The 23,677-nt window shown below is 53.7% G+C and carries 19 protein-coding genes; 7 read left to right on the top strand and 12 right to left on the bottom strand.

The genetic code is table 11. From position 1 onward, the window contains the following. Positions 1 to 14 precede the first annotated feature (14 nt). The 7 genes from ACSFXJ_RS07995 to ACSFXJ_RS07965 form a co-directional block, all read right to left on the bottom strand. Positions 15 to 98 (bottom strand): putative holin-like toxin, encoded by an 84-nt coding sequence (locus tag ACSFXJ_RS07995; RefSeq protein WP_435925707.1) that lies wholly within the window; start codon positions 96 to 98, stop codon positions 15 to 17. A gap of 258 nt (positions 99 to 356) precedes the next feature. Further along, the gene (locus tag ACSFXJ_RS07990; protein WP_435924651.1) at positions 357 to 1,280 is read right to left on the bottom strand and encodes a dienelactone hydrolase family protein; all 924 of its coding nucleotides are present in this window, start codon (positions 1,278 to 1,280) and stop codon (positions 357 to 359) included. Between the two features lie 194 nt (positions 1,281 to 1,474). Beyond that, positions 1,475 to 3,082 (bottom strand): glycoside hydrolase family 43 protein, encoded by a 1,608-nt coding sequence (locus tag ACSFXJ_RS07985; RefSeq protein WP_435924650.1) that lies wholly within the window; start codon positions 3,080 to 3,082, stop codon positions 1,475 to 1,477. Then, positions 3,079 to 4,503, bottom strand: coding sequence for a glycoside hydrolase family 28 protein (locus ACSFXJ_RS07980; RefSeq protein WP_435924649.1), 1,425 nt, complete (start codon positions 4,501 to 4,503; stop codon positions 3,079 to 3,081). The genes ACSFXJ_RS07985 and ACSFXJ_RS07980 overlap by 4 nt, the downstream gene beginning before the upstream one ends. Then, on the bottom strand, positions 4,496 to 5,608 hold the full coding sequence (locus ACSFXJ_RS07975; protein WP_435924648.1) for a glycoside hydrolase family 88/105 protein: 1,113 nt from the start codon (positions 5,606 to 5,608) through the stop codon (positions 4,496 to 4,498). The genes ACSFXJ_RS07980 and ACSFXJ_RS07975 overlap by 8 nt, the downstream gene beginning before the upstream one ends. Before the next feature lie 71 nt (positions 5,609 to 5,679). Continuing rightward, on the bottom strand, positions 5,680 to 7,194 hold the full coding sequence (locus ACSFXJ_RS07970) for an extracellular solute-binding protein (protein WP_435924647.1): 1,515 nt from the start codon (positions 7,192 to 7,194) through the stop codon (positions 5,680 to 5,682). A 76-nt stretch (positions 7,195 to 7,270) separates the two neighbouring features. Further along, entirely contained in the window at positions 7,271 to 8,200 is a 930-nt protein-coding gene (locus ACSFXJ_RS07965) for an ABC transporter permease (protein ID WP_435925706.1), read from the bottom strand. 312 nt (positions 8,201 to 8,512) lie between these two features. Between ACSFXJ_RS07965 and ACSFXJ_RS07960 the strand changes: the two genes are divergently transcribed. Then, positions 8,513 to 9,397 carry a carbohydrate ABC transporter permease gene (locus ACSFXJ_RS07960; protein WP_435924646.1) on the top strand — a complete coding sequence of 295 codons (885 nt, stop codon included), beginning with the start codon at positions 8,513 to 8,515 and terminating at the stop codon, positions 9,395 to 9,397. A gap of 69 nt (positions 9,398 to 9,466) precedes the next feature. Here ACSFXJ_RS07960 and ACSFXJ_RS07955 read toward each other — a convergent pair whose 3' ends face one another. Further along, the gene (locus ACSFXJ_RS07955; RefSeq protein WP_435924644.1) at positions 9,467 to 11,710 is read right to left on the bottom strand and encodes an AraC family transcriptional regulator; all 2,244 of its coding nucleotides are present in this window, start codon (positions 11,708 to 11,710) and stop codon (positions 9,467 to 9,469) included. Positions 11,711 to 11,887: 177 nt separating this feature from the next. On the opposite strand from ACSFXJ_RS07955, the gene ACSFXJ_RS07950 reads away from it, so the two are divergent. The 6 genes from ACSFXJ_RS07950 to ACSFXJ_RS07925 all read left to right on the top strand — a co-directional run bounded on the left by ACSFXJ_RS07950 (position 11,888) and on the right by ACSFXJ_RS07925 (position 19,782). Beyond that, positions 11,888 to 12,883 carry a LacI family DNA-binding transcriptional regulator gene (locus ACSFXJ_RS07950; RefSeq protein ID WP_435924643.1) on the top strand — a complete coding sequence of 332 codons (996 nt, stop codon included), beginning with the start codon at positions 11,888 to 11,890 and terminating at the stop codon, positions 12,881 to 12,883. A 123-nt stretch (positions 12,884 to 13,006) separates the two neighbouring features. Then, positions 13,007 to 14,440, top strand: a complete 1,434-nt coding sequence (locus tag ACSFXJ_RS07945; protein WP_435925705.1) for a tagaturonate reductase — start codon at positions 13,007 to 13,009, stop codon at positions 14,438 to 14,440. Continuing rightward, entirely contained in the window at positions 14,428 to 15,915 is a 1,488-nt protein-coding gene (locus ACSFXJ_RS07940) for a UxaA family hydrolase (protein ID WP_435924642.1), read from the top strand. Before ACSFXJ_RS07945 ends, ACSFXJ_RS07940 begins: the two co-directional genes overlap by 13 nt. A gap of 819 nt (positions 15,916 to 16,734) precedes the next feature. After that, complete coding sequence (gene uxaC, locus ACSFXJ_RS07935) at positions 16,735 to 18,123, top strand: glucuronate isomerase (RefSeq protein ID WP_435924641.1); 1,389 nt, start codon at positions 16,735 to 16,737, stop codon at positions 18,121 to 18,123. Positions 18,124 to 18,132: 9 nt separating this feature from the next. Next, positions 18,133 to 18,849, top strand: coding sequence for a rhamnogalacturonan acetylesterase (locus tag ACSFXJ_RS07930; protein ID WP_435924640.1), 717 nt, complete (start codon positions 18,133 to 18,135; stop codon positions 18,847 to 18,849). A 36-nt stretch (positions 18,850 to 18,885) separates the two neighbouring features. Further along, a complete protein-coding gene (locus ACSFXJ_RS07925) occupies positions 18,886 to 19,782 on the top strand; it encodes a sugar phosphate isomerase/epimerase family protein (protein WP_435924639.1) in 897 nt (298 codons plus the stop codon). Here the strand turns inward: ACSFXJ_RS07925 and ACSFXJ_RS07920 are convergent. The 4 genes from ACSFXJ_RS07920 to glpX all read right to left on the bottom strand — a co-directional run bounded on the left by ACSFXJ_RS07920 (position 19,767) and on the right by glpX (position 23,672). Next, the gene (locus tag ACSFXJ_RS07920) at positions 19,767 to 20,954 is read right to left on the bottom strand and encodes an amidohydrolase (protein WP_435924638.1); all 1,188 of its coding nucleotides are present in this window, start codon (positions 20,952 to 20,954) and stop codon (positions 19,767 to 19,769) included. The genes ACSFXJ_RS07925 and ACSFXJ_RS07920 overlap by 16 nt on opposite strands. 87 nt (positions 20,955 to 21,041) lie before the next feature. Next, on the bottom strand, positions 21,042 to 22,085 hold the full coding sequence (locus ACSFXJ_RS07915; protein WP_435924636.1) for a hypothetical protein: 1,044 nt from the start codon (positions 22,083 to 22,085) through the stop codon (positions 21,042 to 21,044). Continuing rightward, positions 22,054 to 22,584, bottom strand: coding sequence for an RNA polymerase sigma factor (locus ACSFXJ_RS07910; protein ID WP_435924635.1), 531 nt, complete (start codon positions 22,582 to 22,584; stop codon positions 22,054 to 22,056). Before ACSFXJ_RS07910 ends, ACSFXJ_RS07915 begins: the two co-directional genes overlap by 32 nt. 113 nt (positions 22,585 to 22,697) lie before the next feature. Next, on the bottom strand, positions 22,698 to 23,672 hold the full coding sequence (gene glpX / locus ACSFXJ_RS07905) for a class II fructose-bisphosphatase (RefSeq protein WP_435924634.1): 975 nt from the start codon (positions 23,670 to 23,672) through the stop codon (positions 22,698 to 22,700). Between the last annotated feature and the right edge of the window lie 5 nt (positions 23,673 to 23,677).

The raw sequence follows: 23,677 nt of genomic DNA, 5'->3' as shown, positions 1-23,677 counted from the left end.
TTAGCGAGGGCGGTCTATTTCTTTTTCATGCAGGTAAGAAGCGCCAAAATGAACATGCCGAACATGAACATTAAGGAAAGTGCATCTTTGACCTCCATGGGAAACCGATATTGCTATAGAAAGTAACCTTCCCTTCAAAAAATAACGGGAATTCCTCCCGTTATTTTCACGAAATCGCCGTCTGCTCGCAAAATAAAGGGAAAAGCTCCCGCTAATCTGAGGCGTTCATGCCGATTCACTCGAAATACGTAAAATTAGCTCCACATTTTCCCGTTATTTTTCTACCTAGACCGTTTTTCCGGGAATTAGAGGGACATTTTCCCGTTAATTTTCCCGGTCTGCGCAAATGACGATCTTCATTCTCCCGGCACATGCAAATGCTCGGCCAAAAACGGGACCCAAGCGGCTCGCATCTCGGCGGTCTCCATATGGCCGCCCCCGCCGAGGATCGGTTGCCAATGCTCCGGTTGCCCTGCGGCCTCATACTCGTGGCGGAGTCCCTCCGCCAGCAGCTCCACGCCTTCCGGCGGACAGAGCCGGTCGTTTTTCCCGACAAGGCTCATTCGGGGACGCGGCACGATCAGCTTCTGAATATCGAGCGTCGTAAAATACTTCAGCAAGCCGGGGACATAGGAGTAGAAGCCATGATGGTCGAGTCCTCGCTTAGCGATCAGGGTCCGGGCTTCCACCTGCCCGCAAATGTCGATCGTCACCTTGATGCGATCATCAAGCGCCGCCAGCCACCAGGCCATCAAGCCGCCCATCGACATGCCGACCGTGGCGATCCGCGAGGGGTCGATATCCTCACGGCCGCACATGTAATCGAGAAGCCGCCGGTTGTCAAACACCATCATGCCCCACATGACACGGCCCGTCCACAGCATTTCTTTCACAAGCTCGCTCTCGGTCTTGCCGCCGCGTTCGTTGAAGCCCCACATATCGATGCAGCAAACGGCACACCCCATGGAAGTAAGCACCTTGGCAAATGAAGGCTCCTGAAGATAGGCGGCGCCGTTAATCAGCTCCTTGCGGCCGTTCCCGTAATTTCCGCCATGGGAATGGTTAAAGACGACGAGCGGAAACGGCCCGGTCCCTTCAAGCGGTTTCGCCACATAAGCGGGCACCGGTTCTATTCCGTTCAAATCCAGCAGCACCGTTTCCAGAAGATACCCGTCCCTTTCCTCCGTTTTCAGCAACTTGGCCGATATCGGCCTCTCCTCCGGCAAATCCCCCAGTAAACCAAGCAATTTTTCCCGTTCCTTATTTGTGTCCCTTTCCATAGCGGCTTGTTCGCCTCCTATCGAGTTCTTCCTTTTTTATTCTACCTATTATTCCAACTTCTTGACTACCGAAGAAACTGCTTCAATTCGCAACTAGCAAATAGCTCCCATCCTTCCGTCATAGAATGGGAGCTTAACATATATCGGCAAAGAGCCTTTGCTTTGTTTATATCTCGATCTATTTATATACGTCCTTATACCTTGCTATCCCGTCCTGCATATCTAAAATACTCGAAATCCGCATAACTGCCGCCAAACCGGTTCATATCATGAGCGGCGATCCCGACAAAGTTTCCGGTAAATCCCCCGGATAAAAAGCCGATATGCCGATGACTGCCCAATGGCTTCCAAGCTTGCTCCGCGCCCGCGCCCGACCGGTAATAAAACTGCCCGTTGACGCCGTTCACGTCTACCGCCAATTGAACCGTTTCTCCCGGATTCAGATCAATAAGGACAGGATCCAGTTCAAACTCATCCATTTCGCAGCGCATAACCCTAAGTACTTTGCCCCGCCCCTCCTCATGGCTGACGCAGGCATACCAATAATTGTCCTCATTGAGATAAAGCATAAGGCCCGCCATTTGCAAATAACGGTCCGCTCGAAAGTCCACGCTCGTTTCCGCCCGGAACGACTTGTCGGTTTGGCGAATGGCCAAAATATGGTGCCGGAACAAGCTCTGCGGGGACTCGCCCGCCATAATCCGCAAATAGCCCTTTCTTGCAGCGAGAGAACACCAGCCTTCGTCCGCCTGGATTCGCAGGGTATTCCAGTTCTTCTTGAGCGATTCGCCCGAGAAATCATCTTCGAATGCCGTTCCCGCCAGGCCGCCGCGTTCTCTTGGCGTCATCCCTTCGGGAAGCGGCACCCGGACCTGCGGAGAATTGCCTCCCGCCGTCAGACGAAGCCAGCCTTCCTCGTCCCAATATACCTGCTGCAGGGCGGTTTCCCTTCCCAAAATGGCATACTGCCCCTCTACCGGACGGGTGCACAAATGCGCCATATACCAACTTCCGTCCGGCGTTTCCACCAGGCTGCCGTGGCCTGCGCATTGCAGCTCCAGTCCCGGGTCGTTGCGCGAGGTCAGCATCGGATTCAAAGGATCTACCTCATACGGTCCCAGCAATTCCTTGGAACGGGCCACCGTAACGGCATGCCCGCTGCCGGTTCCCCCTTCGGCCGTAATGAGGTAGTAATAACCCCCGCGTTTATAAATATGGGGCGCTTCCGTTTTTTTCAGCGGCGTGCAGTCGAAAAGCTTGTGCGGCTTCCCGATCAACTCGCCTTGTACAGGGTCGTACTCCTGGATCACGATACCGCTGGATTTGTTGCCTTCGGTAATACGATAATCCCACAGGCAGTTCAGCAGCCATTTGCGGCCATCGTCATCATGGAACAGGGACGGATCAAAGCCGCTGCTGTTCAAATATACGGGCTCCGACCAAAGGCCATGGATCGACGAAGCCGTCATCAAATAATTGTGGCTGTCCTTAAAAGGGCGTTTTGTGCTTTTCACATCGGTATACATCAGATAAAACAAACCGTCATGGTAGCTGATTTGCGGGGCCCAAATGCTGCAATTTTTCGGATTGCCCCGGAGGTCGACCTGATGGGTCAATATATCCGTGCAATACTCCCAATCCGCTAAATTATCCGATTTGTAAACCCTGACTCCCGGGAGCCATTCGAAGGACGAAACCGCAATATAGTAAACATCCTCCACTCGCAAAATACAGGGGTCCGGGTTAAATCCGGGCAGGATCGGGTTTTGGATAAACCCGGCCTTTCGGGATTCCGTGGTCATTGCTGTTCTCCTCCCTTACATTCTCCCGCATCCGGCTCGGAAGGCGGGACCGAAGCTTGTTCCAGCAGCCGTTCGGGCCGCTTCGTATTTCTGGACTCGCAATGCTCCACGGAAACGTGTTCTCCGTTTTCCACGTAAAAGGCGGGACCTTCGTGATTTCCGACAGTTACGCGGTTAAAGCGGACATGTCTCACATTTCCAAGGAAAAAGCCTCTGTTATTCATCTCTTCGATGCCGCTCATCATAGCCGGAACCCCGGGAATCGCGTTTTCCGCCATCGAAATATCGATATGATCGAACGTGATTTCGGAAATGTACCGCTCGGCAAGACCGTATAAAAATCCTGCTGCCGCATGGACATTTCGCGCTGTAATATGGGAAAAGTGAATCCGCCGGAAGCCGGGGGTCTCTTCGGTCACCGGGTACGGATTTTTGTCCCACACATAACGGTCTTTCCCTCTCGGGCCGCAAAAATAGTAGAGATTCAGGATGAACGGGCAAATGACATCCTCCATGACGATATTGCTGATGCGGATATCTTCGACCATCCCGCCTCTGCCTCGTCTCGATTTGAGGCGAATTCCCCGATCGGTCCCCCGGAAAATGCAATTCGTCACGACGACATTCCGCACGTTCCCGCTCATCTCGCTGCCGATAACGATGCCGCCGTGGCCGTGGACCATCGTGCAGTTGCTGATGGCGATATTTTCACAAGGAACCCGCCGTTCCGTATCCTCCGTGCCCGCTTTGATCGCGATGCAATCGTCGCCAACGTCGATATGGCAATTGCTGATCCGCACGTTGCTGCATGATTCCGGATTGATCCCGTCCGTGTTGGGGGAATCGGCGGGATTCACGATCGTCAGATTATCGATGGTGACGTTGCGGCACAGTACGGGATGCACGGTCCAGCCCGGCGAATTCAACAGCGTAATATCCCTTAGGGTAACCCGGCTGCAGTTATCGAAGCTGATCAGTTTGGGCCGCGGATATTCCAGCTCCTCCGGCTTGCTTCTTTTTTTCTCCCACCATGCAAAGCCGTTCCCCTCAAGCACGCCCTGGCCCGTCACGGAAACGTTTTGAAGCCCGGTTCCGAATATGCAAGAAGCGTAAACTTTCGTCTCCACGCCTTCCCAACGGGACAGCACGACGGGATAGTCCTCCGGATTGTCGCTGAAGGAAAGAACCGCTCCGGGGGCAAGGCGCAGTTCAATGTTGCTTTTCAAAAGAATGGCGCCCGTGCGGTACGTGCCCGCGGGGACAAAAACCGTTCCTCCCCCCGCTTGATGTGCGGCGTTGATGGCGGCCAAAATCGCCAAAGTCGAAAGCTCCTCCCCGTTTTTTACCGCCCCGTAATCATCGATGTTGTACCAAGCCGTCTGCGCCTCACGAGTATTCATCTTGATCGGCCCGTCATTCATGATTCAGTCCCTCGTACTCCGCGCAAGCCAGCAGGAATGCGCCAAGCCCCTTCAAGTCGTTCGTAATGATCGGCTCGCTGATGTAATAAGCATAGGTGCCGTCACGCCGGTCCGATCCGCCGAGCCCCGCCACTTGGCAGGTTTTATTCAAGTTTAAAAATCCTTCTTTCGTCTCCAGCACGAATTCCGTCAGCAGGCCGGTAAACGCTTGATCCAGCGGCTCCCGCCAGCTTTCGTCCAAGAGCCCGAGCCGGAACCCTTTAGCCATCGCATACGTAATCATGCTGGAAGCGGAGGCCTCCAGATAATTGCCTTTTCGGTCTCCGGCATCCACCACCTGGTACCAAACGCCGGCCTCCTTATCCTGGAACCGGAGAAGCGCGGTTAGCGTATCCCGGAAAATACGTTCAAGCTCGCCACAATCCCGATGATCCTTCGGCAGCATCTCGAGGACGTCGGCCAGCGCCATGACAAACCAACCTAACGATCTGCCCCAAAAATTCGGAGACTTTCCCGTCTCCGGATCGCACCAAGGCTGAACGCGCTTTTCGTCCCAGGCGTGATACAGCAGCCCCGTACGTTCATCCTTCGTATGCCGCTCGCAAAGGATGAACTGCTTCGTCACGTCGCCGATGTCGCCGTCCGGCTCGAACGAGAGCAAATACTCCAGATAAAAGGGCGATCCCATGTATAGCCCGTCGAGCCAAATCTGGTACGGATAAATTTGCTTATGCCAAAAAGCCCCTTCCGAAGTACGGGGATGCGTTTTCAGTTGGTCCCTCAGCAGTGAAGCGGCATTCTTGTATTTGTCCAGCCCGTTTTTCCTATATAAGCCGAAAAGTAATTTGCCGTTGTTCAGGTGATCGATATTGTGCTCATCTCCCCGGTACCCGAGAATCGAACCGTCTTCCCCGATAAAATAATCCATATTATCCCGGATGTATTGAAAATAGCGTTCTTCCCCGGTCAGATTCCACAACCGCTCAAAACCTTTCAGCACGACGCCATAGTCATAGGACCATTTGCCGTTATAGCCTTCGAACAGCTTCGGCGTCCGGGCCATGATCGACTCGGCCGTTCTCACGGCCCATGTTGGATATGCCATTTTTGATCGCTCCTCTTGGAAGAAATAAATCCGTTCCGCCGGCCGGGCCGGCGGAACGTTGCGATAGATGATTAGCCGTTGACCGCTTTATAAGCCGCTTCGTACTCGGAGATGATTTTGTCCCCGCCGGATTTTCTCCAGTTTTGCACGGCTTCCTTAAACTCATCCAGATTGATTTTGCCGAGAATATATTTATAGGTTGCGTCCGTAACGATCTTCTGCAGCTCGGAGCCTTGCGACGAGAAGGTTTCCGATTCCAGGGAATACATCGGATTCAACACGGCATATTTTTCGTTTTCATGAATCAAACGTGCCGCTTCCGTTCTTAAAGGGTCCGAATCATGGATCTCATACCCCGGTTCCTTTGGCCGCGAAGACGCAAACGGCTGCACTTCCTGTTCCCAAAGCTTCGTATCCTTGATCGTGACCGCCTTATCCGCATCGATCGTATAATGAACGCCTTCGATCCCGTATGTCATCAAGGCGTATACTTCCTCGGACATCAAATCGTTGATGAACTTCAACAGTCGCTTCAGCTCCTGCTCATCCTTCACTTCCGATCTCGGGAACGCGATCAAACCGCCCACCCCGTTGCTGGTACTCCAAATCGCACGGTCTTCTTCTTTCCCGGTCGATGTAATGTCGTTGACCATCACAAGCTCCATCTCGTCCTGAATTCCTTTCGCGGAGTTCAGCAGGTTCTTGCTGTCAAAGAGCGCCCCTACATAAATGCCCGCTTTGCCTTGGGCAAAGCCCTGCTGCTGGTCCTTTTTGGCCGTTACCGCAAAGTCCTGATTGATGTAGCCGCCTTCATACAGCCGTTTCATGTAATCCATCGCCTTAATGTAGCCTTCCGATTCAAACTCGGGCGTAACCTTGCCGTTCTCGTCGACATCCCAGCCGCTCGGCGTGCCGAAATAAGAGCCTAATGTTTTAAAAGCGCCAAATACGAGGTCGCTCCGGTCGATAAAGCCGGTCGTGTCTTTTTTGCCGTTGCCGTCCGGATCTTGCTCCGTAAACGCTTTCGCGATTTCGAACAGCTCGTCGGTCGTTTTCGGGACGGGAAGCCCGAGTTTATCCAGCCAATCCTTTCGGATAATGATGCCGTTTCTGGCGATATCCTTCTGCATCGGGATACCGTACAGCTTGCCTTCTATCGAAGCGGAGTTGCGCATATCCTGCGATATGGCTGCGAGGTTAGGGAATTCGTCCAAATACGGGCTCACTTCCCAGAACACTCCGTTCTTCAAAGCGTTGCGGACCGAGGAATTCTCCAAAAGGGTCAGCGTCACGATATCCGCCAGGGAATCGGAAGCGAGCGCCGTATTGATCCGCTCTTCCTTCGAGGGGTCCGGGATCCAGGAAAACTGAATGTCCGCATTGGTCGCTTCTTCAATTTTGTTTAATACCGTGTCGGTCGGCGGAGAGGTCGTTTGCAAAATGTTCAGCCAGGTGATCTTTGTTTTTCCGCCCTCGGCACTGCCTTGTTTTCCGGCCGAATCCGCGCCTTTGTTCCCGCCGCAAGCGCTGAGCAGCATGGAACCGCAAATGGCGAGCACCGCGAGTTTCACGATTTTTTTCTTCATTTCTAATCCCCTCTCTGTTCATCTCTCAAGTTATTTATCTTCCTCTTCCGCAAAAGCGGAAGCAAGAATTCGTCATTCAGTAAACGCCGTCTTCACCGAACTTTTTGGCCAGCCTGTTCGTCAGCATGACCAGGATCAGTCCGACAAACCCTTTAAACAGTCCTACCGTCGTACTGAAGCTTAACTGCCCGTTTTTCAGGCCTGCCGTGTAAATATAAGTATCGAAAATTTCCCCTACCTCGCGGTTGAGGGAGTTCAGGAGCAGGTACATATGCTCGAATCCCAATTCCAGCGTATTGCCGACCTTCAAAATCAGCAGCGTAATGATAACGGGGCGGATCGCCGGCAGCGTAACATGCCAAATCTTCCTCATCCGGCTGGCGCCGTCCATTTCCGCCGCTTCGTAAAGCTGGGTATCCACGACGGTGATGGCCGCCAAATAAATGATGGTGGACCATCCGACTTCCTTCCAGATGATTTGGCCGATGTAAATCGTGCGAAGCCATTCCGGGGACGTCAGAAAGCTGATTTTTTTCCCTCCGAAAGCGGCGATCAATTCATTGATCACGCCACCGTCCACGTTCAGGAATACATAAGTAATCGATACGATAATGACCCACGACATAAAGTGCGGAATGTAAATCATCGTCTGAATCGAATTTTTGAAAAGCTTGTGCCTGACCTCGTTCAGCATCAGGGATATGATGATCGGCAGCGGAAAGAAAAAGATCAGTTCAAGCGCAAACAGGATCAATGTGTTGCTGAGCAGCATGGTGAACGTCGGTTCCGTAAACAAGCGGATAAAATGTTTTAACCCTACCCATGGGCTTCCCTGAATCCCCAAAAAGGGCTGGTAATCCTGGAAAGAGATGATCAGGCCGCCCATCGGCAAATATTTGAATATGACGAAATAAATGAATCCGGGCAGGATCATTAAATATAGAAGCTTGTATTTCCGGATAGCCTTCCACATGCCTAGCCTGGTTTCCCGGGGTGCCGATTTCATCGGAGCCGAAACGGCGGGGTTCATATTTTGTTTCAACGGCGGTCTCCTCCTCGATCTCGCATCTGTGTACATGGCTAAGCATATCCGCCGGTTTCGGTTACGTACATAATCATCATCAACCATCCTCCGGAGGCCGTGCGCCAAGGGATACCGCCGTTTCCGGAAGGGTCATCGTTGCTGGTGATTATTCCTGTAATCCGTTCGAGTCGAGGTCGCAAAACTCCGAAACTGACCGAGTAGGAGATGATTATATACGTAATCCGGACCCCTTGCTAAAGTGGATTTACATCATAAATCAAGGAGGATTACACCGTGCCAAAAACCGCGCTAAAAAAACAATCCTGGGGCAGCCTTATATTTAATGTAATCAACTATTCACTGCTGCTGCTGATCGCCGTAGCCTGTCTGGTCCCTTTCATTAACGTGGTGGCCAGTTCCTTCGCATCCACCCAAGAGGTGGTCGAAAAGAAGCTGGTCCTGTTTCCGACGGCGTTTTCCCTGGATGCCTACAAATATATATTTTCGACGCCGACTATTTTTAAAGGAATCGCCGTATCCACCGGCACTACGCTTGTGGGGACGGCCGTCAGCATGATGCTGACCGCCTTGATGGCGTACGGCTTGTCCCGCAGATATTTGGCCGGACGTAACTTCATCAACTTTATCGTCGTATTCTCCATGCTGTTCAGCGGCGGCATGATCCCGACCTTCCTGGTCGTCAAAGCGGTCGGGCTGATCGATTCCTATTGGTCCCTGATCATTCCTGCGGCCGTCAGCGCGTTTAACCTCATCATTATGAGAAACTTCTTCCAAGCGCTTCCCGACAGCCTGGAAGAATCGGCAAAGCTGGACGGGGCCAACGACCTGTTGATCCTGTGGAAGATCATGCTCCCTCTGGCGCTGCCGTCCATCGCCACCCTCTCCCTGTTCTATGGCGTCACTTATTGGAATACCTACACGAATGCCATCATGTACCTCAACGATTCCAATAAATGGCCGCTGCAAATTTTGCTCCGCCAAATCGTGATCGTAGCCAGCGGCATGCAAGGCGACAACGCGTCGGTGGATGTCGTGCCGCCGCCGCAAACGATCAAAATGGCGGTGATTGTCGTCGCCACCGCCCCAATGCTTATTGCATATCCTTTCGTGCAAAAGCACTTTACGAAAGGAGCTCTTTTGGGATCGGTTAAGGGGTGAGAACCGGTTGTTCAAAGAAGAAGCTTCGGCTGACGCATTAGATACTTGCGTACGCCGAAGCTTCTTGCTTTATCCTCCCAGCTTCAGCTTTCGATATTCGCCGGGTGTAACCTGTTCCTTCTTGCGGAAATAACGGATAAAGTTTTGCGGATTTTGATACCTCAGGCGTTCCGAGATATCTTTCACGGACATGTCGGTATCGACAAGCCATTTCTTTGCCATTTCAAGGCGGTAATTCAATAAATAATCGCTAAACGTCGTGTCATACTCTCTCTTGAAAATGCTGCCCAGATAGTTCGGGCTATAATGCAGCCGGGAGCTGATCGATTCCAGCGATATGTTCTGGTCGTATTCCGTTCGGATAATGACGGCGACCTGATCCGCGATGGAACGGATCTGTTGACTCGTTTTCGCCTTCATGCTGTCGACCATCGGCTGGATGAGCTCCTGCACCAGGATCCGTTCGATTTCTTCCGGATTGCGGGTGTCCAGCAATCGATGGTATAGATTCGCATTGCTTTGCGTCATGAGCACTTGGGCCCCGATGGATTGTTCCAACTGGATCAGATTGTTGACGAAGCGCACCAGCGTAACCTCAAGATGCATCGGATTTCGCCCGTGCTTCATCATTTCGGCGAGCAGGGGATACAGGTACCTCGATACCTCCTTTTCGTCGCCGAGCCTGATCGCCTCGAACAAATGCATTTCCAATTCGTTCGGATACTGCAGCGGAATCGGCTCCGAGGAGATGGAGGAAATATCGTCGTAAAAAATGATGGACTCCTTGCCCAAGTTCAACCGCTGATGCAGCGCCTCCAGGCTCATGTCGCACGCTTTCTTGCTCTCCATCAACGATCCGTATATGTTACTGATGCCTACGCTGACGTGAAAATCAAGGGATTCTCTCGTCGTTCTGATGATCGTTTTGGCATATTGCATGACCTGCTTTTTGATTTGACTATCGTTCCTGTTTTGAAAAAGCAGCACGGTTGCCTGCGTCTGGTCGTTCATCACGATCGGCAGGAGGCGTTCCGTCTCCGGAACGATATCTCTCACCATGTTGTTTAGGGCTAGCAATAGGACGTCCTTATCCGACGGCTGCCTGTCTCCGTAGCTGTCCAACTGGATCAGCATCGTGACGAATACCGTATTTTCGTTGATGGCATATCCGAATCTCTGAACGCTCCGATCCGCTTCCTCCTCGTTCAACCGGTTATGCAGGAGATTCAGCACAAACTGCATCTCCAGCTTCGGCTTTTCCAGCTCGATCAAGTTTTCGAGACTTTCCTTCTCCGAAACGATGGAATCGATGGACCGGATGATCCAATCCACCTCGTCCTGTACCGCCGGCCCGGTACTCTTGGACAGACTGCTTTGGATTTTGCGGAACGGCCGGGTCAAATAGATCGACAGGTAGTAAGCGACAATGACAATAAGCAGCATAATGACGAAGCCCATAACGATCAAACCGACCCGCGTCGCCGTCAGCGCTTCGCTCACCTTCGCCTTGTCGAGAACGGTCACGTACAACCAGTTATTATAGGATGACTTGGAGTAAATCGCCGTGATGGCCCCCCCGTTGCTCCCCTTGACCTTGATTTGTCCCGCCGGCGTCTTATCCGAGGCCTGCTCAAGGATTTGCGAAATCTGCGGTCCGGCAAGAGCCTGTTCTCCCGTTTCCGCGGAATAAAGCAAGTCCCCTTGCTTGTTAATGATATAAAGCGGCGTGCTGGCATTGGTTTGGAGCGAGTTGTTCAGCGTGGCCAGCGAAATATCGGAAAGCGCGATCGCCTTTTTCTTTTTCGAATATACGGGGAGGGTCTGGACGAACCTGATTCCCGTATCTGTTTTTTTCCAAAATAAACTTTGATTCCCGGGCTCGACATACGTCTCATAGATTTCCTTCCGTTCCTCGTTCGAGAGCCGGGATACGGAGCCGCCCGAAATGCTCCAATTCTGCTCCAGGCTGATCAAGGAATATTGGACACCGTTAAGACCCATGGTCGCGATATAGCTTAATTGGGAATTCAATTCCCGGTAGGTCTGAAAATCCTGCTCCGTTAACGGGCTGTTAACCACCGTATTAAACGATTTGGTCGTACTGTACGTGTTGAAGGCATATTCGATCGTTTGGATCTTTTGCTCGAGCGTGTTCCTGATTTGGGTGACCAGGCTCTCCTGGCTTTCTTCCACCCCTTCCACCACCGAATGAATCGTCGACGTATAAATATAGCTTCCGAAGCCGATCACCAACCCCAGGCCCAAAAGCAGAAAGGGGATGAAGATGTTATAAAACGTTCTGCTCTTTCTCATGAATGGTCTCCTCGAAAACCGAAATATGTACTTATATTACAATTATAGCGCTTTCAATAATCGGATGACAACTATATTATTTTTCACGTGTGCATAACAAAAATCCCTTGACTTTAAAGGGTTGACGGTACTACAATGAAACCGTGAAACTAATCTGAACACGAAAAAAGAGGTCCTATGGTCACAATCAAAGATATCGCCAAAGTCGCCGGGGTTTCGCATACGACGGTATCCCGGGCTCTGAACGGAAATCCCCTCATCAAGAAGGAAACCCGGGAAAAGATCGAAAAAATCGCCGCCGAGCTGAATTACATCCCCAACTTTAACGCTAAAAGCCTCGTTATGAAGAAATCGTACACGATCGGCTTGTTTTTTTCCAGCATTGATCAGGGGACTTCGGGCAGTTTTCTCGTCGACGTCATCAAGGGCATCAATCATGTGCTCGACGAAAATTACAGCCTTACGGTTCACGGGATCGACAGCATCAAACAGCTGGACGGCATTTCGCCGCAGCGGTTTGACGGCATTCTCGTCATGAGCCAGAGCGATGCGGACAATGCGTTCATTTACCATGTCAGCCGGGCCGGAATACCGCTCGTCGTGCTGAACCGGCATCTCGACGATCCCGGAATCATGAACGTGGTGGCCGACGACAACGGCGGAGTTCGTGAAGCGGTCGAATACGCCTTGGCCAGGGGCCACCGCAAGCTGGCGATGATCGAAGGGAAAGAGGGCTTCAAATCCTCCGCCGTGCGGAAACAAGGGTTCATCGATTGCCTGCTGGCACATCACATTCCCTTGAGATCCGATTATTTCGTCGCAGGCGATTACAGCATCGAAAGCGGCTATCGGATGATGAATGCGCTGCTTGAGCTACCCGAACCGCCGACCCTCGTGTTTTGCGGCAACGACGATATGGCCATCGGTGCCATGAACGCCTGTTATGCCTCGCAAATATCGGTTCCGGGACAAGTGTCGCTGATCGGGTTCGACGATATCGTATTCGCCAAATTTACGAATCCGGCGTTAACGACCGTCCGCAGACCGATCGCCGATATCAGCGAGCTGGGTACCAAGAAGCTGATCGAACTGATGCAGGAGCCGGAAACGAACCCCGAGCAGTTTCTCGTAAAAACGACGCTGATGATCCGGCAAACCGTCGCCGAAATGTAGATTTGAGGGATGCTTGACGCGTTCCGCGCATATCGATTTAAAAAAAGAGAGCCTCTCTTTTTTTAAATAAAAATGTTCACGTGTGCATAATTATTTTATAATGAGAAGGAGCGAAACATGACCATGACCAAGCCGCTTTCCAGAACCAGTTTTCCCGATTTGCCCTCCTATCCCGAGCGGATGATCCAGTTCGGTGAAGGAAATTTCATGCGGGCCTTTATCGACTGGCAGCTTCAGCAGATGAACAATAAAGGGCTTTTCCAAGGCAGCGCCGTGCTGATTCAACCGCTTGATCAAGGGCTCGGCGGCCTTTTGGCCGAACAGGACTATCTTTATACCGTACTGTTGAACGGAATCCTGGACGGACAGACCGTAAACGACCGCGAGATCATCACGAGCGTCAGCCGCCTTATCAACCCGTACGCGGAATATGAAAGCTTTTTGGCGCTGGCGGAAAACGATGATCTGGAGTTCATCACCTCCAACACGACCGAAGCGGGAATCGCTTATCACCCGGGCGACACGCTTGCGGATGCGCCGCAAAAGAGCTTTCCGGGCAAGCTGACCGCATTGCTTTACAAACGCTTTCAACTCGGCAAAAAAGGCTTCGTTATCATTCCTTGCGAGCTGATCGACCGGAACGGGGAGAAATTGCGCGAGATCGTCCTGAAATATGCGGAGGATTGGAGTCTGGGCGAGGAATTCGTTCAATGGCTGGACGCGGAAAATACGTTCTGCTGCAGCCTGGTGGACCGGATCGTTCCGGGATACCCGCGCGATAAAGCCGGGGAGCTTGAAGCGGAGCTGGGTTACCAGGATAAGCTGATGGTGACCGCCGAACCGTTCCTGTTCTGGGTCATAGAAGGACCGGCATGGCTGTCCGAACGCCTTCCTCTCGCCAAGGCGGGGTTGAACGTCGTCGTGACCGAAGACATGACGCCTTACCGCGAGCGGAAGGTCCATCTGCTGAACGGGCCTCACACGGCGATGGTGTCGCTCGGCCTGCTCGCCGGCCTGGAAACCGTCGAAGATGTGATGAACGACGAAGTGTTCTCCGCTTTCGTGCGGCGCTTGATCGAGGACGAACTGATTCCGATGCTGGATTTGCCGGAGCAGGAATTGAAGTCGTATGCCGAAGCCGTCCAGGAACGGTTCAAAAATCCGTTTATCCGTCATGAATTGAACTCCATTTATCTTAACAGCATTTCCAAATTCAAAACCCGCCTCCTCCCTGTCCTGCTTCGTTATCAGCGTGAACGCGGGGAACTGCCGAAGCTGATGACGCTCTCGTTTGCCGCGCTGCTGCTCGGTTACCGGGGAGACCGCCTGAAGCGCCAGGACGGGCCGGAAGTGCTTGCCGTGTTTGACGAAGCCTGGAAGGAGCCCGAAACGTTGGTTTCCGTCGTTCTCCGGAATGCCGACCTGTGGGGAGAAGATTTAACCGGGGTGCCGGGACTTTTAAGTGAAGTGGAAGCCGGATTGCTCAAGCTTGAGGAATCGGGCAGCCGGGCCGCATTGGAACAGAGCATTGGAGGGGAAATCGCATGCGGAGATTGATGAAAATGAACGCCAGGGATACGGTGGCCGTAGCCCTGCGCCCGATCGACGCCGGAGAGACGGTGGAAATCAGTGGTATTCAAGTGACCGCAAAACAGGACATCCCGCGGGGGCATAAAATCGCTTTGACCGAATTTGCCGCCGGGTCCGTCGTCACCAAATACGGGTACCCTATCGGCCATGCGTTGACGGATATTTTTCCTGGAGAGCATGTGCATACCCATAACTTGAAAACGAATCTCTCCGGCGAGGAAGAGTACGAATACGTGCCTGATTTGCATCCGGTCACCTATCCGAAACGGAATCTGACCTTCGATGGATACCGGCGGGCGAACGGGAAAGTCGGCATCCGCAACGATCTGTACATTGTTCCGACCGTCGGCTGCGTCAACGGCGTCGCCGAAATCATGATTAACGAGTTCAAGGCGATGCATCCGGATCTCGGAACCTTCGACAACGTGACGGTGCTTAAGCATCCATACGGCTGTTCGCAGCTCGGCGATGATCACCGGATGACGCGGAGCATTTTGCTGGATGCCGTAAATCATCCCAATGCGGGCGGAGTGCTCGTATTCGGGCTCGGCTGCGAAAACAATATCGTCGCCGAATTCCGAAGCATGCTGGGCGATTATGACGAGTCCCGCGTAAAATTCCTCGTCGCCCAGGAGGTCGGCAATGAGGTCGAAGCGGGTCTTGCGCTGTTGGAGGAAATTTTCGAGGCCGCGAAGGATGACCGGCGGGAGCCGGTGCCGATCAGCGAGCTCAATGTCGGCCTGAAATGCGGCGGCTCCGACGGCTTCTCCGGCATTACCGCCAACCCGCTGCTCGGCGCATTTTCGGATTTCCTGATCTCCCAGGGCGGGACCACCGTGCTGACGGAAGTGCCCGAAATGTTCGGCGCCGAGAAAATGCTCATGGCTCGCGCGGAAAGCCGGGAAGTATACGAGGATATCGTCCGCCTGATCAACGATTTCAAGCAGTACTTCCTGTCTTACGGAGAGCCGGTGTACGAGAATCCTTCGCCGGGCAACAAGGCGGGCGGCATCAGCACCCTGGAGGACAAATCGCTCGGCTGCACGCAAAAAGCGGGAACGGCCCCGGTCGTGGACGTGCTGCAGTACGGCGAAAAGCTGCGCAAAAAAGGCCTTAGCCTGCTGCAAGCCCCGGGCAACGACCTTGTCGCCTCCTCCGCCCTCGCGGCCGCGGATTGCCAGCTCGTGTTGTTCACGACCGGCCGCGGCACGCCGTTCGGCAGCTTCGTGCCGACCGTCAAGGTCGCGACGAACAACGAACTGTACGAAAACAAAAAGCACTGGATGGACTTTAACGCCGGACCGCTGCTGGAAACCCCGATGGACGAAGTGCTGGAGCAATTCATCGATTATATTATCGCCGTCGCCAGCGGGCAAAAAACGCGGAACGAGCAGAATGAAGTGCGTGAACTGGCCATTTTCAAGACGGGCGTGACGTTGTAAAGAGATGACACTAGCGCCGCCTCGTGAGCTTATATGAATTTGGCCCGAAATGCGCCGCCGCGACCCTCTTGTACGCCGTAGCAGGATGTGCTGGAATGTTGAATGCCGTAGCGGGGTGTGGCCTAGTGTGCCTGATGTACATGGTGTGCGCGGTATGACTGGTGCGCCTGATGTACATGGTGTGCGGGGTGTGAGTAGTGTGCCTGATGTACATGGTGTGCGGGGTGTGAGTAGTGTGCCTGATGATGTACTTGATGTGCGTGGTGCGACTGGTGCGCCTTATGTACTTAATGTGCGGGGTGTAACTAGTGTGCCTTATGTACTTGATGTGCGGGGTGCGACTGGGGTGCCTAATGTACATGAAGTGTGCGGGGTGCGACTGATGCGCCTGATGTACTCGGTGTGCGGGGTGTGACTAGTTTGACCGAAATACATGATATGCGGGGTGCGACTGGTGCGCCTGATGTACATGTTGTGCGTGGTATGTGTTGTTTACATCAAAAACGTGGATACTCCGCTCGTAAGTAGTGCTTAAAATGGATGTGCCTATAGGCTGAAAATTAAACGAACGAAAATGACCTAGTGAGAATTTGTAACGGAACTCAGGGAAGCTATTGGACCGAAAATAAGCGTTTTGCGGAATTAACGGAACTGTGAGCCCTTATTTGCCCCGATCAGCGAGAAAATGTACCTTCAGCAGGCAAATAAGGGCTGTGAGTTCCGTTAGAAATTGAAATCAGTCTATTTTCAAGGAATAACGTCTGTGAGTTCCGTTAGTTCGCACAATCTCAATCTGACTAATAAAGGAGCCTGACGCTCATGTTTTTGAACGACAATTTTCTGCTGTCCACCAAAACGGCTCAAACGCTGTACCATCAACACGCAAGCAAGATGCCGATCATCGATTATCACTGCCACCTCGACCCCAAGGAAATTTATGAAAACAAGCCCTTCAAAAACCTGACCGAAGCGTGGCTGTACGGGGACCATTACAAATGGCGGCTGATGCGCGCGAACGGTGTCCCCGAGTCCCATATTACGGGCGACGCTTCCGATTACGATAAATTTCTCGCCTGGGCGAGAACCGTTCCGAGAACGGTCGGCAATCCGCTGTTCAGCTGGACGCATCTGGAGCTGCGGCGTTTTTTTGGCGTGACCGAACTGCTGAATGAAGAAACCGCCCCGCGCATCTGGGAAGAAGTGAACCGTAAACTCGCCGATGACGCCTTTAGACGCCGCAACATCATAAAAAACTCCAATGTGAAGCTGGTCTGCACAACCGACGATCCTGCGGACGACCTTCAATACCACAAGCTGCTTCGCGAGGAGGAGCGGGATTTCCGCGTACTGCCGACCTTCCGGCCGGATAAGGCGCTGAATATCGACGCGCCGGGGTTTGCCGACTGGCTGAAACGGCTGGAAGAAGCCTCCGGTCAGACGGTGTCCTCGTACGGCGAGCTTGTGGCCGCGCTGCAGTCCAGGGTCGATTATTTCCATGACAACGGCTGCCGCCTGTCCGATCATGCTCTTGACGTGCTCCGTTATCAAGCGGGAGATGCTTCCGCAGCCGAAGCGGCATTCCGGAAAAGACTCAACGGAGAAACGCTTTCGCAAGAAGAGATCACGGTTTACCGGACCGAGCTTCTGACCGCTTTGATCGGCATGTACCGGGAGAAAAACTGGACGATGCAGTTGCATATCCATGCCTACCGGAACAACAATACGTCCATGCTCCGCAAGCTCGGGCCGGACACCGGTTATGACGCCCTGAACGACCTGCCGCTCACCGCATCCTTGTCTCAACTGCTGGACCGGGCCGAAAGCGAATCCGGATTGCCGAAGACCATCCTGTATTCCTTGAATGCGAAGGATTACCCTGCGCTGCTCACCTTGATGGGCTGCTTCCAAAAAGACACCCCCGGCAAGCTGCAGCTCGGCTCCGGCTGGTGGTTCAACGATACGCGCAGCGGCATGCGCGAGCAGCTTTCCCTGTTCGCCGAGCACAGCCTGCTCTCAGGCTTTGTCGGCATGCTGACCGATTCGCGCAGCTTCCTGTCCTATACGCGCCACGAGTATTTCAGACGCGTCCTTTGCGAACTGATCGGCGAATGGGTCGAGCGCGGCGAAGCACCGGATGACGATAAGCTTCTCGGCGGGATGGTCGAGGATATTTCCTACAACAACGCCGCCAACTACTTCGGATTCTAGGAGGTTACGATGACGATGTCATCATGTACCGTATTCATTGCGGGCGATTCCACAGCCGCGCTCAAGGGAGCTTCGGAAAAGCCGATGACCGGATGGGGCGAATATCTGGGGGACTACTTCTCCCCTTCCGTCCGCGTCGATAACCGGGCGATCAACGGGCGCAGCACCAAGTCTTTTTTGGCGGAGGGGCGGCTTGAAGCGATCGCGAAGGATTTCCAGCCGGGCGATTACCTGTTCATTCAGTTCGGGCACAATGACGGCAAGCAGGAGGACCCGGCCCGCTACGCCGACCCGGACGGGGCTTACCGGAGCAATTTGCTCCGGTTTGTCGAAGCCGCCCGTCGTGGCAGCGGGACGCCGGTGCTGCTGACCTCCGTCAGCCGCCGCAAATTTGATGCGAACGGGGAGTTGGATCCGCTCGCCGTGGGGCCTTACCCGGAGGTCATGAAGGAAGTGGCCGCGGCGGAACGGGTTCCGCTGCTGGATATTTTCTCGGCTTCCCAGCAGCTTTACAAGGCGCTCGGCGAAGACGGTTCCCGCCACCTGTTCATGCACCTTCCTGAGCGGGTTCACCCGAATTATCCGGACGGCATCCGAGACGACACCCATTTCTCGGATACCGGGGCCCGGCATATCGCAAGGCTGGTCGCGTTGGCGATCAAGCAATCCGTATTCGAAGAATTGCGCGGATTACGACAATACATGAAGGGGACTTCGTCGGAATAAAAAGCGAATAGAAGGAGAAGGAGTTGCGATAGCGATATGATTCTTGATCCACATAAGGAAGATGCCATGCAATCACCTGCACCGGCACCGGGATCCCCTCCGCTTCATCTTGGCGTCCGGACCCATGATTTTCCCGGGATGCCGCTGGATCGCCTGATCGGCAAACTGCAGGAGCACCGGTTCTCGCATATCCAGTTCGCGGTCAAAAAATCGTTTCCCGAAAGCGCGCCGAGACTAGCCGGGTTAAGCCCGGGAACGGCCGCTTACTACGGCGGGGCGTTCCGGCAAGCCGGCATCCATATCGCGGTGCTTGGATGTTACGTCAATATCACCGCCTCGAACTTGGAAAAACGGGCCAAAGCACTCGAGGAATTCAAAACCCACCTGCGGCTGGCCAAGGATTTCGGAGCCAGTCTGGTCGGAACGGAAACGGGAAGCGTCGGGGAAGGATATACGCCGGACAATTTTACGGAGGAAGCTTTTCAGCGCGTCATCGTCTCTGTAAGAGAAATGGTTGCCGAGGCGGAACGGTTCGGGGTCACGGTCGGCATTGAAGCCGGACAGAATCATCCGCTGTACACCGCGCCTCTGGCGAGGCGGCTGCTGGATGAAATCCCGTCCAACAATTTGCAAATCATATTGGACTGCGCGAATCTGATGTCGCCGGCCAATTATTTACGGCAGGATGCCATTTTCGAGGAAGCCATCGAACTGCTCGGAGACCGGATCGCGGTCATCCATCTGAAGGATTTTATCGTGGAACAGGGACGAATCAAAATCGTCCCCGTCGGTCAAGGACGGCTGCATTTCCGTCCGATTCTCAGGTATATGAAATACGATCGCCCTCATATTCACGGCATTCTTGAGAGCACGCCGGAGGAGCATATGAGGGACAGCATCGCATTTTTGCAGCAGCTTTATTCCGAAGTCTGACCCGGAGCTGCGGCCAACCGTTCAAGCGTACGCTCTGCCAGGCGGGCAAAATAAGCCGCGCTCACCGGCAGGGCGTTTTCGTCGAGCGTAAACGCGGGGTGATGCCATTCCTGCGTTCCCGCGGTACCCATGAAGACGAATAATCCCGGGACCGTCAACTGGTAGACAGCGAAATCTTCACCCGCCGAGGACAATGCCGGCGTGACCGGATTATACCCCAGCTCGGTCGCGGTCTCCCAGCCGAGCTCCGCAAGTTCGCCGTCGTTGTCGATCGGCGGCGGCCCTTCCACCCAGCGGAGCGAGGCCTTGGCGCCCAATGCCGTCGCCACGCCCTGCACGATGGAGGCGAAACGCTCCATCACCCGCTCCCGCGTCTTCAGGTCGAAGGTGCGGATCGTTCCTTCCATCATCGCCGTCTGCGGGATCACGTTCCACACCGTTCCGCTGTGGATTTGCGTCACGCTTACGACGGCGTTCTCCAACGGGCTGACGTTACGGCTGACGATCGTCTGCAGCGCCGATACGATCTGTGCGGCGACCACGATCGGGTCCACGCCCGCATCGGGAACGGCCGCGTGGGTGCCCACACCGGCCAGCTCCACCACAAAGCCGTCGGCCGCCGCCATCAGCGGGCCGGGCTTAATCCCGATCGTGCCGACCGGCAGATCGGGCTTGTTGTGCATGCCGAGCACGGCCTGCACGCCCCCCAGTGCTCCGCTCGCGACCACCTGTTTCGCTCCCGTCGCGTTCTCCTCCGCCGGCTGGAACAGCAGCCGGACCGTGCCCTGAAGCTCCTGCTCTCTCTCCTTGAGCAGTATGGCCGCGCCGATCATCGCCGCCGTATGGAAATCATGTCCGCAGGCATGCATTTTCCCCGGCACCTCGGACGCGTACGGCAAATCCGTCTGCTCCTGGATCGGCAGCGCGTCGATGTCCGCCCGCAGCGCGACGACCGGGCCGTCCAGGTATCCGCCGATCTCGGCGACCAGACCGGTCGCAAGCGGATATTCCGAGGCGATCCGCACCCCCGCTTCCTCCAATTGTTCCCGTATGAGGCGCGTCGTTTCCGTCTCTTCCCCCGCCAACTCGGGACGACGGTGAAGTTGACGCCGGATTTGAATCATCTTTTCCGTCACACTCTCCAGCTGTTCTTTCCATGCATCGCTCAACATCTTCCCATTCCCTTCGTTCTATCATTATGAATTTCATGATAACCCTCCGGAAGGGTTCGGGGCAAGCAGGCGACGCCGCCCATGGCCTCAGTGCATTGGAATGACGGTATCGAAAAACGCGACAGAATCAATTTCCTTGTCATGGATGATCGGCGTAAAAGTCTTAATGATCGTAATGGTGTTATTGATAAAATCCGCTTGTGCCATCCCCGTAAAAAGCGTTGTCGTCTCCCGGGTTCCGTCTTTGTAATTCAGCGTGACCGGATAAGTATCCGAGGTTTCGTTTAATCCGACTTCCTTTTCTGACCGGCTGGCCGCCTCCGATATCTCTTTTGCATGAGCGCTCTCCATTTTTAAAGTTACGGAAATGGGCGAGATCGCAATATAGGTTAGCTTGGCTTTATAGCCATATAACGAAATATTCTCATTCAGTTGATGAGCCGTCGAGATATCCTGAAAATCCATCTTGAACTTGGTCTTCCAAGAACCTGAAATGACGGTTTCAAACTCGTCGGGAAAAGCCCCCGCCCCTTCCAGGTTGCGGACGAGCAATTGAACATCTTTCCCTATAATCGATTTGTCCGTCAATAAATAACTCATGACCAGGCTGATCTTATTGTCGTCCGGATTCTCATCCTCCAGGGATTCGAACCCGACGCCGGCACTGTAAGAACCCGCCGCATCAAAGTCCAAATGCCCTTCAAAACGATACCGCTCCGCATTCAAAACCGTCCCTTCCGGAGCCGTGAATTCCATCAATATATAGACCAAATGATTGTCGCCGATCACTTGTTTGACTTCAAGGGTTCCGTTCTCGTTCACCACCTGCTTGTCCACGACATAAGCGCCATTTTGCAAATAACGCTCCTGCTCGCCATCAACCGGTTTTAGAAAATTCAGAAACTTGACGTCGAGTCCTAAAAAAGCGGCCGCGTATGCCGTTGTTGTTGCCAGACAGAGCATCGCGATCACGCCCAGCATTGCGGTTCTAAAAGGCCTGGTAGGAATCTGCTTTCTTGTTGATTTCGTTTGTCTCCCTTTTTTTGCCGTTATTTCCTGCCATAATTTTTCCTTATGCTCCTCATTCGGCCCCAGCGCTTCAAATAGTCCCTTGAGACGGTTCTCTGTCAACGCGTCCCCCTCCTTTCAAATCAGCCTTCAGGCGTTCGCGCCCTTTCGCCAATTGCGTTTGTATCGTGCTTTCCTTGCGGTTCAGCAGCCTTGAAATTTCTTTGACGGAATACCCCTCGTAATAATAAAGATAAAGGACCGTTTTGTACTTGTCGGGAAGCGAAAGCAGCCTTTCAAGGATCTCTCCTTGATGCTCTTCGTTTTCCCAAACCGTTTTTTCCGGCAAAACGTCCACATCGGTCCGCCGCGATTTCCACCAGCTTTTTAAAACGTCCTTGCAGTAATTTTTCGTCGTCACGATCAGCCATGCCTTTTCATGCTCTCGGTCGTAAAACGGTTTATCGTCATTCAGCAGCTTTAAAAATATGGATTGAACGGCATCGTCCGCATCCGCGGTATTTTTCAAAAGGATGTAACACAGCCTGTACACCGTGTCGACGTTCCGCCGATAGATCTCCGCAAATTCTTGGTCCGTGCGCCTCCATGACCGGTTGCCCATGAGTTCACCTCCTATATAGAACACGATTGGCCGTTGAAAAATATCTTATATGAAGAAAAAAGCACCCGATAAAATCGAGTGCTTTTCGCTTATTGCCGTATCGAATCGTCGGGCTACATCGCCGCCTCGGTGATCCCGTCCATCGCTCCGGCCAAATGGTGAATCGTCCGCAAATAGCTGACCGTCCGGTTCAACGAATGCATAATGACCGAATGTGTTTCGGCTTTGCGGTTCGGCAAATAACGGACGCCGCTCAGCAAGTCGCCGGGAGTGACACCGGTCGCGACGAACAGCACGTTCCCCCGGCCGACCATGTCTTCCATATAGAGGGTCTTTTGCGGATCATCCATGCCCATTTTTCTGCACCGGTCAAAATCCTCGGGCGTATCCGGCATCAAACGCCCTTGCATTTCTCCGCCGAGGCATTTCAGCGCCGCCGCGGCCAGTACGCCTTCCGGCGCGCCGCCGGAGCCCACATACATGTCCACTTCGCTTTCCACCGCGGCCTCGATGGCTCCCATCACGTCGCCGTGTCCAAGGAGCTTGATCCGGACACCGGCTTCCCGCAGGGCGGCGATCATGTCCCGGTGACGCTCGCGGTCCAGGATCGACACGGTCATTTGGGACAAAGGTTTTTGCAAGATGTTCGAGGCTTTGGCCAGCGTAACTTCAATCGGATCGTTCAGGGAAAGATGGCCGGCTAGCGCGGGACCGACCGCCAGCTTCGCCATGTAAATATCCGGCGCATGGAGCAAATTCCCTTCCGGTGCGGCGGCGATCACGGAAATGGCATTGTTGAGCCCGTTTGCCACCGTCTCGGTGCCTTCCAGCGGATCGACGGCGATATCGATTTTCGGGCCGCGGCGGTTGCCGACTTTTTCCCCGATATACAGCATCGGCGCCTCATCCATCTCCCCTTCGCCAATGACGACGGTACCGTCCATGTCTACGGAATGAAACAGCCTCCGGATCGCTACCGTGGCGGCCTCGTCGGCGCTGTGCTTGTCGCCTCTTCCCGTCCAGCAAGCCGCTTCCAGCGCGGCCGCCTCCGTAATTCGAGCTAATTCCAAAGCAATATGGCGTTCCATCGTAC

Origin of the sequence: Paenibacillus salivarius (genome assembly GCF_051307165.1) — a bacterium.
Taxonomy (GTDB): Bacteria; Bacillota; Bacilli; order Paenibacillales; family Paenibacillaceae; genus Fontibacillus.
Note: the sequence above shows the minus strand (reverse complement) of the source record. Positions and strands in the feature narration are given on the sequence as shown.